Here is a 15,135-nt window from a genome sequence, read left to right as displayed (position 1 = left end):
GGTTAGGACATGCAAGTTCAAGTTAAAACTAATGTATTGGCAAAAAATGATGCCATTGCAGAGTCCTTACAACAGTTGTTTAAGGAAAAAAATATTTTTGTATTTAATCTATTAGGTTCTCCAGGAGCTGGTAAAACATCTCTGTTAGAGGCAACTTTACATGATTTGAAAAAAGATTACCGCCTTGCTGTTATTGAAGGTGATTTATTTACTGCTAAGGATGCGGAACGGATTCATGAATTAGGAGTTCCTGTTATTCAAATCAATACAGTGGGAGGTTGCCATCTTGATGCACAAATGATTCAAGATGCACTAGGTGATTTAAATCTTGATGAACTGGATATGATCATTATCGAGAATGTAGGTAACCTTGTATGCCCTGCAGAATTTGAGATTGGTGAAAGCATGAAAGTAACTGTATTATCTGTTACTGAAGGTGAAGATAAGCCTCTTAAATACCCATTAATCTTTAAAGAGTCAAAGGCTATTCTCATTAATAAGATAGATTTATTGCCTTATGTACCATTTAAAAAAGACAAGGCAATACAAGATATACGTAATTTGAATCCAACAGGAGAGATTTTTGAAGTAAGTTGCACGGCCCATAATGGGTTAGAGCCATGGTTGACATGGTTGCGTGCGCAATTGGAGAGTAATCGATGAATCATTCTATTAAGAGCCGTATCGTAGCGGCACTTTTAGTTGGCCTATCTGCTACAACGGTAGGGTATGCGGCAGAACCGGCTATTTCCACAGTGAAACCGACGGCTGTAGAAGCTACAGAGGATACAAATGATGCGGCAGCTACTGCTGCACCTGTAGAAACGGTGGAACCTGATGCGGCTAATTCTGTTGCGTATATAGATAATGCACCGATTAAAGCCGTTAAAATTGATACAAAAATAAAGAAGGAAAACACAAAAACAGGTTGGTTGGCCGAACAAATGGCAGTTACCGAGTTTGGTGATTCCATACAATTTTGGCAAGCAGCTAGCGAAAATGAAGGATCCTTGCCTAGTGTAACGCAAAATAATTTGGCGGATATCGGCAAGTCCTATACGGCTAATAATTTACCAACCATAGGGTCTGAAGATGATTATGCCATTGATGGGTACCGCTTAGGTGATCAGTTTGTAGCACCTAAAGATGTAGAAAAAACGGTAGTGCGTGATAACTTTACGACGTACTATATGAAAGATTTGGAGGTAACCGTATATACGGGACCTACTCAAGAACGATTGATAAACAATCAATTGCGAGGTCAAGGGGCTACCTATTTCTTTGAGCCAAATACTATTACTAATATTCATAGTACGAAAAAAGGCGCCCGTACTGTACGCGATATAGGTGTGGGTAGTACGCGCATGGAATTGGTATTTGCTTATGGCAGTCCTAATGCGATGTGGCGTGACTTGAAAAATGAAAGCTATATTTTCCTTTATGAAGGTCATTCCGAAAATTCATTGTCTCGAAAAAAGGACTTTAACGGCTCGATAGAGAATACAAATAATAATAGCCAACAACAATCTATGTTAGGACAACAGAAAGAATATATTGCTTTCACCATCAAACAAAGCAATGTAGAAGCTGTTGATATGATTAGTGGTCAAGTATGGCCAAGATTTGGATTACCTAAAGCTCCAGTATATGATTTCGAAGCTGGTAAGTTGACTGCTGATGATTTTGTATTGCGTGGCTATAAATTGAATGATCATTTTGTTAATGATCCAAATAACGACTGGAAACATCAAGGTATGTTGTTTGGTTCCACCTTTATTGGATATAACGAATATGGTGTAAGTGTTGATAAAAAAAATCTTATCAATCGCGTATTGTTAAACATTTACACACCTACCCGTCGTGGCATCGCGATGGGCGATACTAAGTATCTATTGCTCTTTGTGTATGGTATGCCAACTCGTATCGTTGAATCTACAACAAATGCGGGCACGTCTACCGTATATGAATATAAAAATCCAGCGGCAAGCGATTCATATTTACAGTTTGCCCTAGATGATAAAAACCAATATATCAAATCCGTTATGTTATCTGACCGTCCAGTTAAGTAGGATTGGTCACAGCGAGGAGGCAAAGGATATGGTTACTGTTCAAGATGTAAGAGAACGTTGGGAAAAAATTCAAGGTGATGATGAACGCATATTGTTTATCGTTGGTGGTCCTGGTTCTGGTAAAAGTTTGCTAATTCGTGAATTGTCTGAGCAAAAAGGTTGGAAGTACTTAGAAGCGAAACAACTTATTGAAGAAGAATTTTTGTTAGTACCTCGTGATGAAAGACCACAATTGGCAGAAGAAGTAATTCGCCGTGCATTAAGTCGTAGTGATACAGAAGTGGTGCTCATCGATGGTATTAATGTGTTGTTTGCACCGATTTTAAATTTAAATCCTCTTGAACTATTAAAGACTATTAGTAAAACATATCCGATTGTTGTAGGTTGGCGTGGTCATCTCGAAGGTGATCAATTATACTTAGAACACAATAATGATCCAAAACATGCGGTTGTAACAGTTACTAAACCTGAACGTGTTATGGTTATTGATTAATTAAAGCTATATTGATTACTGAGGGCATTATATATTGCCATGAGTTATGACCGCATTTATAAAGGTAGGTGATATCATGGAACAATATATAATTGCCCTCATTTTGGGTATTATAGAAGGTATAACCGAATGCATTCCTGTATCTAGTACAGGTCATATGATTATTATTGGGCATATGCTTAATTTTGAAGCCGCCCATGCCGATGTATTTGAAGTGTTTATTCAAATTGGGGCTATTCTTGCTATATATACACATTATAGACGGACCTTTAATAGCTTTTTAAAACGGAAGAATTGGATTAAAACTCGTGGCGTATCTCTATTACATATTGGGGCAGGTGTGCTACCTGTATTAACAGCGGGCTATCTTTTACAATATATTATTAAAGGGTATCTATTTGGGCCAATTCCTGTCATAGTAGGCCTTGTGCGACCATTGCGGGAGGCATGTTGATTGGATGTACGCGTAGAGCTGCCGCTGATTTTTCTTTTATTATGGCTGTACCTGTTATGATCATTGTTTGCGTGTATGATTTGTTACGGGTAATCCATTTACTAGAACTAAATGATATTATTATGTTTGCCATTGGCACATTAGTATCGTATATAGTAGGGTATATCACTGTAAAAGTATTTTTATGGTATTTAAATCGCTCTTCATTATCTTCCTTTGGATATTATAGAATTATTGTTGCTATACTAGCGATTATCTACCTTTATCTATGATTGCCGATGAGGAAAAAATGAAGTTTAAAAAGTTTAGAAAAAATACTTGCATAGGGTATCGTTTCATGTTATTATGATTAAGCACTAAGGGTTACCGCAGTGAACGAAAAAACTTCAAAAAAGCTTTTAAAAAGTTCTTGACACTTAGTGAGGCGGATGATAAAATACATCTTGTCGTAATGATGCTGGCGTAGCTCAATTGGTAGAGCAGCTGACTTGTAATCAGCAGGTTGTGGGTTCAATTCCTATCGCCAGCTCCATTTTATTTTTGGAGGGATTCCCGAGCGGCCAAAGGGAGCAGACTGTAAATCTGCCGTCTTCGACTTCGAAGGTTCGAATCCTTCTCCCTCCACCATTTATAGCGGGGTGGAGCAGTTGGTAGCTCGTCGGGCTCATAACCCGAAGGTCGCAGGTTCAAGTCCTGTCCCCGCAACCACAAAAATTCACAGTGAAATGATCGTTCATTGTGCTGGTGTAGCTCAGTCGGCAGAGCGTATCCTTGGTAAGGATAAGGTCACCGGTTCAATCCCGGTCACTAGCTCCATACATGGCGGCATAGCTCAGTTGGCTAGAGCAATCGGTTCATACCCGGTGTGTCCGCGGTTCAAATCCGTGTGCCGCCACCATTAAACCTCACGTTGGTGAGGATTTTTTATTTTCCATAAAATATAAATTGAAGCTGATGAGTGTAAAGATTACATTTGTCAGTTTTTTTATTTTAGAAGAATATTTGTATTTTTAGAAGTTTTTCTATATATGGTATAATAATGTATAAGGGAATCTTATATTCCATTGATAAATTAGGGTTAATATATTATATTAATACTAGAATGTAATTTGTTTTTGTGAAGGAGGATACAATCCTAATGGCAAAAGAAAAATTTGAACGTACGAAACCGCATGTTAACATTGGTACAATCGGTCACGTTGACCATGGTAAAACTACTTTGACAGCTGCAATCACTAAAGTATTAGCTGAAAAAGGTCAAGCTGAATTCCAAGATTACAGCAACATCGATAAAGCTCCAGAAGAACGTGAACGTGGTATCACAATCAACACTGCACACGTTGAGTATGAAACTGCTAACCGTCACTATGCACACGTTGACTGCCCAGGCCATGCTGACTATGTTAAAAACATGATCACTGGTGCGGCTCAAATGGACGGCGCTATCTTGGTATGTTCCGCAGCTGACGGCCCTATGCCTCAAACTCGCGAACACATCTTGTTGGCTCGCCAAGTTGGTGTTCCTGCAATCGTAGTATTCTTGAACAAAGCTGACATGGTTGACGACGAAGAATTGATCGAATTAGTAGAAATGGAAGTTCGTGAACTTCTTTCTTCCTACGAATTCCCTGGCGACGAAGTACCTATCGTTGTAGGTTCCGCTTTGAAAGCTTTGGAAGGCGACGCTCAATATGTAGCTAAAATCGACGAATTGATGGACGCTGTAGACTCCTACATCCCAACTCCAGTTCGTGATACTGACAAACCTTTCTTGATGCCTGTGGAAGACGTATTCACAATCACTGGTCGTGGTACAGTAGCAACTGGCCGTGTTGAACGTGGTCAAGTAAACGTAGGCGACACAGTAGAAGTTGTAGGCTTGAAAGAAAAAGCTGAACAATACGTAGTAACTGGTCTTGAAATGTTCCGTAAAACTTTGGATTCTGCAGTAGCAGGTGATAACGTTGGTGCATTGCTTCGTGGTGTAGACCGCAAAGACATCGAACGTGGTCAAGTATTGGCTAAACCAGGTTCCATCAACCCACACACAAAATTCAAAGCAGAAGTATACGTATTGACTAAAGAAGAAGGTGGCCGTCATACTCCATTCTTCTCCAACTACCGTCCACAATTCTACTTCCGTACAACAGACGTAACAGGTGTTGTAAACCTTCCTGAAGGTGTAGAAATGTGTATGCCTGGCGATAACGTAACAATGGATATCGAATTGATCACTCCAATCGCTATCGAAGAAGGTCTTCGTTTCGCGATCCGCGAAGGTGGCCATACAGTAGGCGCTGGCGTTGTAACTGAAATCGAAGGTTAATTCATAATCTTTGTAGTAAATAGGACCCCGTTTGGGGTCCTATTTTTGTATTAACTTATATATTGATTATTGTATTTGTAACCAAAGATACAGAATTATTCTGCTAATAGTGTTATTATAATCTCAAGGAGGGCAAAGGCCCTCCTTTTGTGTTTTTATAGAAAAGGAGGTAATGTGATGGGTGAATACAAAAAGTATTGGATAGCCGTAGTAGCCGTACTTATTATTGGTTTTTCAATCCTTGGTTATCTAGGTACTGATGTGTATCATCAAGCACCGCCAGTACCGACTGCGTATGTATCTCAAGATGGACAAGTCTTGTTCACTAAGGAAGATATTTTACATGGTCAATCGGCATGGCAATCTACAGGTGGTCAATCGGTAGGGACCGTTTTAGGTCATGGCGCATATCAAGCACCTGACTGGACTGCAGATTGGTTGCATAAAGAAGTATCTATAATGCTGGATATTAAATCTCAAGAGGCATTTGGGGTTCTTTATAACCAATTGGGAACTGCACAACAAGCAGCAGTTAAAGAAGTTGTAAAAGAAGAATATTTAGGTAGTGCTGTTCGCGATGATGGAACTGTGGTTTTATCTCCAGAACGCATTACGGCGATGAATATTACAGGTCGTTATTTTGTTGAGTTGTACGGTGATAACCCTGAGTTAACATTGACTCGTGATCATTTTGCAATGAAGGATAACACACTACCTGAGTTACAAGATCGCATTGATATGGCACGCTTCTTCTTCTGGACTACTTGGATGGCCTCTACGCAACGTCCTGGTACGGATGCAACGTATACAAACAACTGGCCACATGAACCTTTGTTGGATCATAATCCTACACCTGAAAGTATCGCATGGTCTGTTGTGAGTGTTATTATCTTATTATGTGGCATTGGTGTAGTTGTATGGTTATGGGCCTTTGGTAAAAAGGATGATGAGCATGCACTGGTTCTGCCAATAGAAGATCCAATTAGCAAGATTACTTTAACTCCATCTCAACGTGCATTAGGTAAATATTTATTTACAATCTTAGCACTGTTCTTATTCCAATTGGGGATGGGCGGCATTATTGCTCACTACACTGTAGAAGGCCAAGCGTTCTATGGTATTCCATTGGCACAATATTTCCCTTATTCTATTGCGCGTACATGGCATATTCAAGCGTCCTTGTTCTGGATTGCTATGGCATTCTTGAGCGCTGGTTTATTCTTGGCACCAATCATTAATGGTGGTAAGGATCCTAAATATCAAAAGCTAGGTGTAGATATTTTATTCTGGGCGCTTGTAGTCCTCGTAGTTGGTTCCTTCGCTGGCACATATTTAGGTGTAGCACATCAAATTCCAGCAGCCTGGAATTTCCTTCTCGGACACCAAGGTTACGAATATATAGAACTAGGACGTATTTGGCAATGGATTGAATACATTGGTATTCTATTCTGGCTTGTACTCATGATACGCAGTATTATTGGTGCTTTCAAACAAAAAGGGGATAAAAACCTTATTGCTGCCTTTATCTTCTCTGTTATCATGGTAGGTATCTTCTATGGTCCAGGTTTGTTCTATGGTGAACATAGCCACTTAGCAATTATGGAGTACTGGCGTTGGTGGGTAATTCATCTTTGGGTAGAAGGCTTCTTCGAAGTATTCTCTACTACATTGATGGCATTTATCTTTGTTACACTTGGTCTTGTATCGTATCGTGCTGGTACTGTGGCAGCCATTTCCTCTGGCGCTATTTATCTCATCGGTGGCATTCCTGGCACATTCCATCATCTATACTTTACAGGTGTTACCTCTACTATTGTGGCGACAGGCGCATCCTTCTCCGCATTGGAAGTAGTACCACTTGTACTATTAGGTTATGAAGCCTTTGAAAACTATACACGTCTTCACAGCGCACCTTGGATGCATCGTTTGAAATGGCCTGTATACTGCTTCATTGCGGTATCCTTCTGGAATCTTGTTGGTGCGGGGGTCTTCGGCTTCTTGATCAATATGCCTGTATCCTTGTTCTACATTCAAGGTCTTAATACAACTGCAGTACATGCGCATACCGCATTGTTTGGCGTATATGGTTTCTTAAGCTTAGGCTTTGTATTCCTTATTGCTCGTTATATTCGACCTGAAGTTGAATTCAACGATAAATTGATGAAATTTGGGTTCTGGGCTCTCAATATAGGCCTTGCCTTAATGGTGCTCATCAGCTTATTGCCGATTGGTCTTATCCAAGCGTGGGCAAGCATTACACATGGTTTGTGGTTTGCACGTAGCGAAGAATTTATGCAACAACCATTGTTACAAAACTTGCGTTGGCTTCGTATGATTGGTGATACAATACTAATCATTGGTGCCGTAGCATTCTTCTGGCAAATTGTGAAAGTTCTATTTCCGAAGAAATCGTAATTGACAGGCATAATATAATTCTATGCATTAACGGCATAAATTGCATGAAAAATATGTGATAATTTATTACCATATTAATGGCGTTCCTTTCTAGACAAGGAACGCCATTTTTTGTTATACTATCCCTGTCAGGTACATGTGCCTGGCTTTTTTGAGTTGCTCAAAATTCTTGACATCGCTTGCTACGTATGATATATTTCTTTAGTATGTAGTCGAGCGTTTTCGAGTACAAGAGACAGATTAGTAAATAAAAAGCGAGGTGTATCCGGATGCGTAATGCCATTACTTTAGCTTGCACAGATTGCAAACAACGTAACTATCAAACGAACAAGAATAAAAAGAACAATCCTGATCGTATTGAAATGATGAAATATTGCAAATTCTGCGGTAAACATACATTACACCGTGAAACAAAATAATTCTTATCATTCATTACCTGTTGATTTGAGGATGTGAAACAATGGCAAAGTCTAACTCAGCAGTGCAGCAGCGTGGTGGATTTGGAAAATTCTTCCGCGGTGTGAAAGCTGAACTTAAAAAAGTAGTCTGGCCAACAAAAAAAGAACTCATCAATTACACAATAGTAGTATTTTTAGTGACGATTTTTATCGCCTTTATTATTTATGTACTTGATGCAGTCTTTGCCCAACTTTTTAATACGTTGTTGCACTTTGTTGGATAAGGGGGCCATTTCATGGAAGCAGATAAGAAGTGGTATGTAATTCATACCTATTCAGGCTACGAAAATAAAGTTAAAACCACTCTTGAACTTAAAGTTCAGTCTATGGGTCTACAAGATGTGATTAGCCGAATTTTGGTACCTCTTGAAGACGAAATAGACGAAAAAGATGGGGTTAAAAAAGTAGTAAAACGTAAGATATTTCCTGGGTACGTATTGGTTGAAATGGAAGTTAACGACCGCTCTTGGTATGTTGTGCGCAACACACCAGGTGTAACAGGCTTCGTTGGCTCTGCCACTAAACCAGTTCCACTTTCTGATTCCGAAGTAGAACATATACTTAAGTCTCAGGGCTTGGATAAGAAACCAAGCATCAACATCGATGTAGAAGTTGGTGAAACGGTACGCATTACGTCCGGGGCCTTTGAAGATAAACTAGGTGTTATTACCGAACTTAACCCTGAAAAAGGAACATTAAAACTTAATGTGGAAATGTTCAACCGAGATACCGAGGTAGAGGTAGAGTTCTCTCAAATTGAGAAAGCTCTTTAATATATATATTATAACTCTAAAAAAGAGCAATCGATTTTGGTTGCCAGTGGGAGGATGTATATCCGTTACCACCACAGTATAAGCATAGGAGGTTTAATTACCCATGGCTAAGAAATTAGTTAAACAAGTAAAACTACAAATTGAAGCCGCTAAAGCTACTCCAGCACCACCAGTTGGTCCTGCACTAGGTCAAGCAGGTGTTAACATCGTTGCTTTCACAAAAGAATTCAACGAACGTACTGCTAAACAAGCTGGCTTAATTATCCCAGTAGTTATTAACGTATATGAAGATCGTAGCTTCGACTTCATCACTAAGACTCCACCAGCTGCAGTATTATTGAAAAAAGCTGCAGGTATTCCAAAAGGTTCTGGTGTACCTAACCGTGATAAAGTAGCAAAAGTAGGTCGCGATAAAGTTCGTGAAATTGCTGAATTGAAAATGCCTGACTTGAATGCTAATACCGTAGAACAAGGTATGCGCATGGTAGAAGGTACTGCTCGCAGCATGGGCATTGAAATCGTTGACTAATAAGCGTACGACTTGCGCATAAGGCGCAAATCGGTGGGAGGGAATTCCCGTTTGACCACATAAGGAGGATATTATAATGGCAAAAGTAGGTAAGAAATACGCTGAGGCAGTAAAACTTATTGAAGCTGGTAAGTTCTACGAACCAGTAGAAGCAATCGAGTTGGTTAAGAAAACTGCAACTGCAAATTTCGATGAAACAGTTGAAATCGCTTTCAACTTGAATGTCGACCCTAAATACGCTGATCAACAAGTTCGTGGTGCAGTAGTATTGCCTCATGGTACTGGCAAAACTAAACGCGTTCTTGTATTCGCAAAAGGCGACAACATTAAAGCAGCTGAAGAAGCTGGTGCAGATTTCGTAGGTTCTGAAGAGTTAGTAGCTAAAATCCAAGGTGGTTGGAGCGACTTCGACGTAGTAGTTGCTACACCAGACATGATGGGTCAAGTTGGCCGTCTTGGTAAAATCTTGGGTCCTAAAGGCTTGATGCCAAACCCTAAAGTTGGTACAGTAACTCCAGACGTTGCTCGTGCAGTAAACGAAATCAAAGCTGGTAAAATCGAATACCGTACTGATAAAGCAGGTATTATCTCTTGCTCCATCGGTAAAGCGTCCTTCGATGAAGAAAAATTACTTGACAACTACCGTACAATCGTTGATACTATTATCAAGGCTAAACCTGTAGCAGCTAAAGGTCAATACATTAAATCTGTAACCTTGTCCGCTACAATGGGCCCTGGTGTGCCTTTGAACGTGTTCAAATTGAGCAACGTTACAAAAGAGCAATAATCACATATGTCTCTTAGCTGTAGACGGCTGGTATGTATAATGGATGAAAATCCGCCCGCTGAGGCTGACACTAGATAATCTAGGACTAGTTCGACCTCATCGCGTGCGATGGGGTCGTTTTTACGCTAAGATAGTACATAGAGCACCAAAAAATCTACAAGGAGGTAATCTAATGGCTGTCACTGAACAAAAGAAAGCAATCGTTGCTCAAATGAAAGAAACTCTTTCTGAAGCAAAAGGCGCTGTATTGATTGGTTACACTGGTTTGACTGTTGCGCAAGCAACTGATCTTCGCCGCAAAATGTTGGCTGAAGGCGTTGAATACAAAGTAATCAAAAATACTTTGACTCGCATTGCTGCAAATGAATTGAATCTTGAAGGTTTCGCTGAGCATTTAGAAGGTCCAACTGCATTGGCTACTTCTAAAGAAGATGCTGTTGCACCTGCTCGTGTAATCGAACAATTCATCAAATCTACTGAGAAAGAAGTTGTAACAGTTAAAGCTGGTATCGTTGAAGGCGAAGTTATGGATGCTGCAGGCGTTAAAGCAATTGCAAGTCTTCCAAACCGCGAAGGCATGCTTTCCATGTTGCTTTCCGTATTGCAAGCTCCTGTTCGCAACGTTGCATACGCTGTCAAAGCTGTTGCAGAAGCTCAACCAGCAGAAGCTGCAGAATAATAATTTCTGCGAAGTATTCATTGGTCGCTTAAGACTGATACAATAAACTATTTTATGGAGGAAAACTAAAATGGCATTGAACATTGAAAACATCGTTGCTGAATTGAAAGAAGCAACTATTCTTGAACTTAATGATCTTGTAAAAGCAATTGAAGAAGAATTTGGCGTAACTGCAGCAGCTCCTGTAGCTGTAGCAGCTGCTGGTGGTGCTGAAGGCGGCGCTGCTAAAGATTCCTTCGACGTAATCTTGAAAGATGCTGGCGCATCCAAAATCAACGTAATCAAAGTTGTTCGTGAAGCAACTGGTCTTGGCTTGAAAGAAGCTAAAGCTATCGTTGACGGCGCTCCTGCACCTGTAAAAGAAGGCGTAGCTACTGAAGCAGCTGAAGCTTTGAAAGCTCAATTGGAAGAAGCTGGCGCAACTGTAGAATTGAAATAATTCTAGCCATAATAAAAGGCGTACCCTCGGGTACGCCTTTTTTGTTATAGAAATAAAATTTTGTAGTTATCTATCAATACCAATTAGCAAGTTTTGGTTATGATTATTGAATTTTATAAATGCTAGCCGATTTAGTTTTTCCAACCTCTGTTGCTATGTTGTTAGTTGGTGAATTAGCAAATTCTTTACTATATTTATTTGGCACAATGATGGTAGCACCTTTCTCATTAGATATCCTAGTATCAAATTCTTCTACTGTTATTGTGGGCATCAATGTTTTGCCTGCTGTCCATACTGGATTATCTGTAGTATGTACAAATACTTGAGTTGGTGTATCTTTTGTATAATACACAATCGATGTATAGTAGGTACCATATATATATGTGTGTTGTGCACTTGACTCAATATATGGCTTGAATTGAAGCCCCGATTGATCAGATAAAATAGGTGTTACAGTTATTGTGATTGCCGTATATAAAATAGTTAAAGGTGTGGCTAAATAGATAGATAATGGTACGTTGCGATTTCTATACCGTTTAACTACTAGTGCAAATAGTACTAGTAATACGAATGCACTAATTAATGGTATAGGATTTAATTCTGGTGTTGCGATGCTGGCTACTAGGAATAAGATTGTATATATGCCTAATGGAATCGTTACAATATATTTAAAACTAGTACTCTTGTTATGGCAGCTAGTTGTGATAGCTTCAGCACCCCAGATAAGACATGGGATTATTGCTGGTAACGTATAGGTTATATACTTTGTGGCCACTAGTGAATAGAATAATACAATTACTACAAACCAGATGGCGCCGAGAAGATAAAAATTATTTTTCCAGGTAATGTTTTTGAGTCGGTAAATAACGGCTGGTGTCCATGGTAATAGAGCAAGAGGGACAATGATTAGGTAATAATACCAAACATTGAATTTTGGATGCTCAGATACAAGTGCTCGCTCCATGTTGTGAAGCCCTAGGAAACCAGATATGAATTCTTGACCGTGAATCGAGTACATAGCGATGTACCATGGACTGGCAAGAACTATAAATAAGAGAATTCCCAAAGGATTAAATAATAATGTAATATCCTTAGCAAGTGAGTATTCATCTTTATCTTTTTGGGTAAGCCATCGTGCAGCAATGAATAGTAATAGTATTAATCCAGGCAGAACAATACCAACGGGCCCTTTAGTTACAACCGCTAAGGCTGCCGCTCCATAGGCTTTTACCATGGAATGTTTATCGTTGTTGGTGAAAGCTAGATAAGAATAGCCGAAGATAGCTAGTGAAAAGAAGAATAGGAAGCCGTCTGTTATGACTGCGTGAGAAATGTACCAGAACTGTAAGGCACCAAACAAAAGTATGGCACTCGTAATTGCTATATGCGTGGACTCTTTAATGCGATACACAAGATGGTACATAAGCGCAACACTGCCACCAGCAATAAGTGTATTTGGTATGCGCGATGTAAAGTCAGATATGCCAAATAGTTTATAGCTTATCATAAGCGCCCAATAGGTGAGGGGCGGTTTATCATACCAGACTTGGTCATATATCATGGGGGATATCCATGAGTTATGTTTTAACATTGTAATAGCAGATAATACATAGTTAGATTCAACCGGATCGGTTATGGGTAGATAGGCATTATAGAAACCGTAACTTAGTACGGTTAATAAAAATAGCGCACCTATGCGCAGCATGTGATTGTTAATCATAATTACTCCTTACTTACATAGTTTATATTATTGTACTATAGGGCGTGTAATAATTAAACCAATGAAAGATAAAGCTTTTAGCAATATGGAAATAGTTACAAAAAAATTATTTATGAAATAATATATTGTATAGAATATTGTTTGTACAGAATACATGAAATGACTTTTATGTATACAAAATACATGCTATAATGAGCGCGTAAGATAAAACCGTTTCATTGAAATACTATTTTGTATAAAAATAGTAGAAAGAGGATTTATTATGAGAAAAGAACATGATTTCTTAGGTGAATTAGAAGTAGCTGATGAATTATATTACGGTGTACAAACAATTCGTGCATTAGAAAACTTCCATATTACAGGAAAACATTTGGACCAAGACTTTATCAAAGCATTGGCAATGGTTAAAAAAGCATCTGCTTTAGCGAATATGAAAACTGGTCGCTTAAATGTATCTATTGGTAAAGCTATTGTACAAGCTGCAGACGAAGTAATTGAAGGTCAATTTGCTGACCAATTCCCTGTTGATCCAATTCAAGGTGGTGCAGGTACTTCTGTAAACATGAATATGAACGAAGTATTGGCTAACCGTGCTTGTGAAATTTTGGGGCATCCAAAAGGAAGCTATGATATTGTAAGCCCTAACAACCATTGTAATATGGCACAATCTACAAATGATGCTTTCCCAACAGCAATCAAGGTATGTGCAATTTTAAAATCTAAACCTTTACTTGAAGCATTACAACGCCTTGTTGATGAACTTGAGAAAAAGGCTGATGAATATAGCGGAATTTTGAAAATGGGTCGCACTCATTTACAAGATGCGGTGCCAATTACATTAGGCCAAGAAATGGGTGCCTATGCATCTGGTGTTCGCCGCGGTATTAAACGTATTAAATCTGCCGTTGAAGGTGCACATGTAATTAACATGGGTGCTACTGCAGTTGGTACAGGCCTTAACGCGGAACCTAATTATATTCATGATGTAGCATACGAACTTAGTGAAGTAGTAGGCGAACCATTCTATACAGCTGAAAACTTAATTGATGCTACTAACAATACAGATATCTTTGCAGATATTTCCAGCGGTTTGAAAGTTACTGCTCTCGTATTGATTAAAATGGCCAACGACTTCCGCTTGATGGCATCTGGTCCTCGTTGTGGTATTGGGGAATTAAAATTACCAGCTCGTCAACCTGGTTCTTCCATCATGCCAGGCAAGGTTAACCCTGTTATCGCCGAAGTATTGAACCAAGTATGTTATCAAGTTATCGGTAATGACTTAACCATCACATTGGCTGTAGAAAATGGTCAATTCGAATTGAACGTAATGGAACCTGTATTGGCTTACAATTTGTTCAATAATCTTTGCTACCTCAAAAACGGTGTAAATACATTCGTTGATAAATTACTCGTGGATCTTGAAGTAGATCGTGAACAATGCGAATACTGGTTGAATCGTTCCGTTGGTATCGTAACAGCATTGTTGCCACACCTTGGCTATGAAACAGCATCTTCTCTTGCGAAAGAAGCATATACCACTGGTCGTGCTATCCGTGATATCATCTTGGAAAAAGGTTTGTTGACTGAAGATGAAATCAATCATATCCTTTCTCCTAAAGAAATGACTCGCCCTGGTATTGCTGGTGCTAATCTTTTAAAACATAAAGGCAACTAACATAGTCAGTTGTTTTGATACATGAATAAAGCATGAAAATGAAAGACTGTCAACCCTTTTGGTTGACAGTCTTTTTTAATACTGATAGAATTATATATTGCAAAAGTAGCGTTTCCTGCTTTTGGATATAAAAACTATAACTTGAATAGTGATGAGGTTTTCTTCCAAGGTTGTGCTTGGTTAATGGAAAGCAAGGTTATTTTTAAAAATGAAATGGGCCTTGCTTTATTTGACGTTATCCGAGCAGGAAAACTGAGACCTGTAAGATGTCTTTTCCGTGCCGTTATAGAAAATGGTAGACCAGTGTGTTTTGAT

General features: G+C 39.1%; 14 protein-coding genes, 5 tRNA genes and 1 pseudogene. 19 read left to right on the top strand and 1 reads right to left on the bottom strand.

Translation table 11 applies throughout. The annotated features are described in order from the left end of the window. The first annotated feature begins 9 nt into the window (after positions 1–9). The 18 genes and pseudogenes from hypB to rplL all read left to right on the top strand — a co-directional run bounded on the left by hypB (position 10) and on the right by rplL (position 11,422). Positions 10–663 carry a hydrogenase nickel incorporation protein HypB gene (gene hypB, locus EL171_RS08040; protein WP_005385456.1) on the top strand — a complete coding sequence of 218 codons (654 nt, stop codon included), beginning with the start codon at positions 10–12 and terminating at the stop codon, positions 661–663. Further along, the gene (locus EL171_RS08035; protein WP_005385458.1) at positions 660–2,069 is read left to right on the top strand and encodes a hypothetical protein; all 1,410 of its coding nucleotides are present in this window, start codon (positions 660–662) and stop codon (positions 2,067–2,069) included. Before hypB ends, EL171_RS08035 begins: the two co-directional genes overlap by 4 nt. 28 nt (positions 2,070–2,097) lie before the next feature. After that, a complete protein-coding gene (gene brxF, locus EL171_RS08030) occupies positions 2,098–2,562 on the top strand; it encodes a BREX-3 system P-loop-containing protein BrxF (protein WP_005385460.1) in 465 nt (154 codons plus the stop codon). A gap of 76 nt (positions 2,563–2,638) precedes the next feature. Continuing rightward, positions 2,639–3,288 (top strand): annotated as a pseudogene (locus EL171_RS08025) (undecaprenyl-diphosphate phosphatase). 184 nt (positions 3,289–3,472) lie between these two features. Beyond that, positions 3,473–3,548: transfer RNA gene (locus tag EL171_RS08020), tRNA-Thr, on the top strand. Positions 3,549–3,558: 10 nt separating this feature from the next. Continuing rightward, a tRNA-Tyr gene (locus EL171_RS08015) sits at positions 3,559–3,643 on the top strand. 5 nt (positions 3,644–3,648) lie between these two features. Continuing rightward, positions 3,649–3,724, top strand: a tRNA-Met gene (locus EL171_RS08010). A 32-nt stretch (positions 3,725–3,756) separates the two neighbouring features. After that, positions 3,757–3,832 (top strand) — tRNA-Thr (locus EL171_RS08005). Positions 3,833–3,837: 5 nt separating this feature from the next. After that, positions 3,838–3,914 (top strand) — tRNA-Met (locus EL171_RS08000). Positions 3,915–4,154: 240 nt separating this feature from the next. Then, entirely contained in the window at positions 4,155–5,342 is a 1,188-nt protein-coding gene (gene tuf / locus EL171_RS07995; protein ID WP_039968974.1) for an elongation factor Tu, read from the top strand. 177 nt (positions 5,343–5,519) lie between these two features. Next, entirely contained in the window at positions 5,520–7,757 is a 2,238-nt protein-coding gene (locus tag EL171_RS07990) for a nitric-oxide reductase large subunit (protein ID WP_005385467.1), read from the top strand. A gap of 269 nt (positions 7,758–8,026) precedes the next feature. Further along, a complete protein-coding gene (rpmG, locus tag EL171_RS07985) occupies positions 8,027–8,176 on the top strand; it encodes a 50S ribosomal protein L33 (RefSeq protein WP_004693530.1) in 150 nt (49 codons plus the stop codon). Positions 8,177–8,217: 41 nt separating this feature from the next. Next, positions 8,218–8,439, top strand: coding sequence for a preprotein translocase subunit SecE (gene secE, locus EL171_RS07980; RefSeq protein ID WP_005385468.1), 222 nt, complete (start codon positions 8,218–8,220; stop codon positions 8,437–8,439). Between the two features lie 12 nt (positions 8,440–8,451). Continuing rightward, positions 8,452–8,988 (top strand): transcription termination/antitermination protein NusG, encoded by a 537-nt coding sequence (gene nusG, locus EL171_RS07975; protein ID WP_005385471.1) that lies wholly within the window; start codon positions 8,452–8,454, stop codon positions 8,986–8,988. Positions 8,989–9,091: 103 nt separating this feature from the next. Beyond that, complete coding sequence (gene rplK / locus EL171_RS07970; protein ID WP_004693535.1) at positions 9,092–9,517, top strand: 50S ribosomal protein L11; 426 nt, start codon at positions 9,092–9,094, stop codon at positions 9,515–9,517. A gap of 76 nt (positions 9,518–9,593) precedes the next feature. Continuing rightward, a complete protein-coding gene (rplA, locus tag EL171_RS07965; protein ID WP_005385473.1) occupies positions 9,594–10,304 on the top strand; it encodes a 50S ribosomal protein L1 in 711 nt (236 codons plus the stop codon). Between the two features lie 172 nt (positions 10,305–10,476). Next, positions 10,477–10,983: a 50S ribosomal protein L10 gene (gene rplJ / locus EL171_RS07960; RefSeq protein ID WP_039968977.1), complete on the top strand. Its 507-nt coding sequence runs from the start codon at positions 10,477–10,479 to the stop codon at positions 10,981–10,983. A gap of 70 nt (positions 10,984–11,053) precedes the next feature. Further along, positions 11,054–11,422, top strand: a complete 369-nt coding sequence (gene rplL, locus EL171_RS07955; RefSeq protein WP_005385476.1) for a 50S ribosomal protein L7/L12 — start codon at positions 11,054–11,056, stop codon at positions 11,420–11,422. 103 nt (positions 11,423–11,525) lie between these two features. On the opposite strand, the gene EL171_RS07950 is transcribed toward rplL, so the two are convergent. Then, positions 11,526–13,142, bottom strand: coding sequence for an ArnT family glycosyltransferase (locus EL171_RS07950; protein WP_005385478.1), 1,617 nt, complete (start codon positions 13,140–13,142; stop codon positions 11,526–11,528). A gap of 262 nt (positions 13,143–13,404) precedes the next feature. On the opposite strand from EL171_RS07950, the gene EL171_RS07945 reads away from it, so the two are divergent. Beyond that, positions 13,405–14,820: an aspartate ammonia-lyase gene (locus tag EL171_RS07945; protein ID WP_126413467.1), complete on the top strand. Its 1,416-nt coding sequence runs from the start codon at positions 13,405–13,407 to the stop codon at positions 14,818–14,820. Positions 14,821–15,135 lie beyond the last annotated feature (315 nt).

Source organism: Veillonella dispar (genome assembly GCF_900637515.1).
Taxonomy (GTDB): domain Bacteria; phylum Bacillota; class Negativicutes; order Veillonellales; family Veillonellaceae; genus Veillonella; species Veillonella dispar.
The sequence above is the reverse complement of the archived record's forward strand: the minus strand, read 5'-3'. Positions and strand labels throughout refer to the sequence as shown.